The 2,744-nt window shown below is 55.5% G+C and carries 3 protein-coding genes; 1 reads left to right on the forward strand and 2 read right to left on the reverse strand.

Features of this window, described 5'->3' with window-relative positions; translation table 11 throughout:
• Positions 1-774: LysR substrate-binding domain-containing protein (locus K5905_RS31150; protein WP_297591597.1), on the forward strand; the 774-nt coding region annotated here is incomplete at its 5' end.
• Between the two features lie 24 nt (positions 775-798).
• Here K5905_RS31150 and K5905_RS31155 read toward each other — a convergent pair.
• Complete coding sequence (locus tag K5905_RS31155) at positions 799-1,881, reverse strand: D-alanine--D-alanine ligase family protein (RefSeq protein WP_297591598.1); 1,083 nt, start codon at positions 1,879-1,881, stop codon at positions 799-801.
• A 199-nt stretch (positions 1,882-2,080) separates the two neighbouring features.
• Positions 2,081-2,626, reverse strand: a complete 546-nt coding sequence (locus K5905_RS31160; protein ID WP_297591599.1) for a TetR/AcrR family transcriptional regulator — start codon at positions 2,624-2,626, stop codon at positions 2,081-2,083.
• Positions 2,627-2,744: the final 118 nt, after the last annotated feature.

The raw sequence follows: 2,744 nt of genomic DNA on the forward strand, positions 1-2,744 counted from the left end.
AAGCGTCTCGAGGAGGTTGTCGGAAAGCGCCTTTTCGCAAGAACCCGTCAGTCGGTCTCGATCACACATACCGGCGAGATCCTGCTGGTCTATGCAAACCGAATTCTCGCAGCGAATGACGCCGCGTTGTCCCACATCCTCAGACCCGAAGCGGAAGGACTTGTGCGCATCGGTGCCCCGGACGACTACGCGACTTACCTGTTGCCGCCGATCCTCTCGGCGATTTCAAGAGACCACCCGCTCCTTAGGGTCGAAATGACCTGTGACAATTCTAGTGAACTGGTGCCGATCCTCGAGGCGGGAGAACTCGACATCGTGGTCGCGACACACGCGCCAAGCTCCGTTGCCGGTCAGGTAGCCCGCTATGAGCCGCTCCATTGGGTGGCATCGTCCGACTATCTCGACGATCCTTCGTCACCGCTTTCGCTCGTCCTGTTCCCAACGGGTTGCGTGTGCCGAGACATAGCCCTGGATGCCCTCAAGCGGATTGACCGGTCCTGGCACGTTGCCTGTTCCACGCGCAGTATCGGGTTGATTGAAACCGCTTTGCGTGAAGGGTCATCGGTTTCTGTCATGGAGGCCGCTACGATCCCGGCGAATCTGCGCATCGTCGACGGTCAGGCGGGTCTGCCGCCATTGAGCGATGTTGCCATTTCGGTTCATCAGTCGACCAGGCCTGAACCGCATGTTTCTCTTGTCGCGGATATTCTTGTGTCCAAGCTGGCAAGTGCACATTCAAGCAACCAATCAAACTCCGTCCGAACCGCTTCCTGAAACTTGAATGCAGTTCAGAGCGGATCAAGTGTCTTTCTCGTGCCGGCTCAGACCATGATCGATTAGACGTTCAATAAGATCGCCATAGCTGATGCCGCTTGCTGCCATGACCTTTGAATACATGCTGATATCGGTGAATCCCGGGATTGTATTCAACTCGTTGATGACGACAGAACCATCCGGTTTCAGGAAAAAGTCGACGCGGGCCATGCCATCGCAGCCGAGAGCGCGAAACGCTTCCAGGGCCATGGACTGCATCAGTCTTTCGGCATCACCGGGAATATCAGCCGGCACAAGGATGTCGGCCCCGTCGGCATCCACATATTTGGCATCATAGGTGTAGAAATCATGGGTACCGGCAGTGACGATTTCGCCCATGCGCGAGACGAACAGGCTTCCGTCCGGATTTTCGAGCACCCCGCACTCGATCTCTCTTGCCTCGACGAACTCTTCGGCGATCATTTTGCGATCGAGTTCGAAACCGCTCGCAAGAACGGTGTTGTATTCTTCTTCGCTGGACACCTTCCCGACACCGACCGACGATCCTTGCGTCGCGGGTTTCAAGAAAAACGGTAGGCCAAGCTCATCGCGAAGGTCGTCGTAGGAAACCGCATTCTGCTGGTTGATTGTGACGGATTTGGCGACTGGAAGACCGGCTTCGCGCAAGAGTCTTTTGGCGACCTCCTTATCGAGCGCGTTCGCTGAACCAAGAATTCCGCAACCGACCAGTGGAATACGGGCAACAGCGGCAAGTCCTTGAACCGATCCGTCTTCTCCCCACTGGCCGTGAAGGACAGGGAACACCGCATCAACGGGATGGAAATCAAGCACATCTCCGGAAGACGACAAGCTTACGATTTCCCCTTTGCCACCGGGAATGGGAAAGACGGTCTGTCCGTCCGATGGCGAAGACAGCGTCCCCTCCGCATATTCACCCAGCTTCCAGGTTCCGTCTCGCGACACATAAACCGGAACGGCTTCAAACTTTGCCTGGTTCAATGCGGCAAGCACATTTGTGGCCGACAGGATCGAGACTTCGTGCTCGTCTGATCGGCCACCAAAGAGGATCATGATCCTGAGACGGTTCTCTCGATCGGTTGAGTTCATTTCAGGTGTCCTGTTTCTGGGGATGCGATGGATCGCGATTGGCTGGTCAGAAGCGTAACTACTAATTCAGAGGCTATCACTTTCACAACTCAAATCACGATGCAGGAGCCGGTATCGGCAGAAGCGTTCAGCGTGGTCGAGTCTGTTTTGCTAAAACCTGAAAACCGGCGTTGCCCCGGCGCTCCTTGCCAGAAAACGATCAGGCCGATTTCAGCGATGGCCGGTTTCCGCTCAGAAGCAATTCCCCCAATCGCTTTGCAGATGCAGTTGCCTTGCTGCCATGCAACGGCCAGTTCTGCATAAGACCTTCTATGATCAGTGTGATTTCACCTTCGCAGTCAGACAGGCCGGACAAGGCCGCAATTCTTTGAGCAACTTCCCGCTTGTGCCTTTCAAGCAAGGCACGCAGCCTTGCGTCCCGGGGCGCGGCGGCCACAGCTGCATGAAAAAGGCATCCATGGGCTGCTTCGGTCGACATCCACTCCGACACTCTGTCGAGGATTTCGCTCAGGACCTCTCCTTCTTCATTTTCCGGAAGATCCGCAATAACCAGCTGCATATAGCGCCGATGCCTGTGTTCCAGCGCACTCAGGACCATTTCTTCGCGGGACGGCATGTATTTGTAAAGCGTACGCAGACTGACACCGGCCGCTTCGCGCAAAATGTCGATGTTCGGTTCCGCGAAGCCATGTTGCGCAAATGCCTGCTCAAGTCCGGCAGCGATTCTGGTTTTGGTATCAGCCATGCTTGACGAAGTAGAGCAAACGCTCTACTGACGCAAGTAAAGGAATCATTCTACCGGAGAAAACTGTTGTCGCTTTCCGAAAAAATGCACGGTGTCGTCCTCACCGGTCACGGCGGTC

The sequence above is a fragment of the Roseibium sp. genome (assembly GCF_025698965.1).
In the GTDB taxonomy this organism is placed as follows: Bacteria; Pseudomonadota; Alphaproteobacteria; order Rhizobiales; family Stappiaceae; genus Roseibium.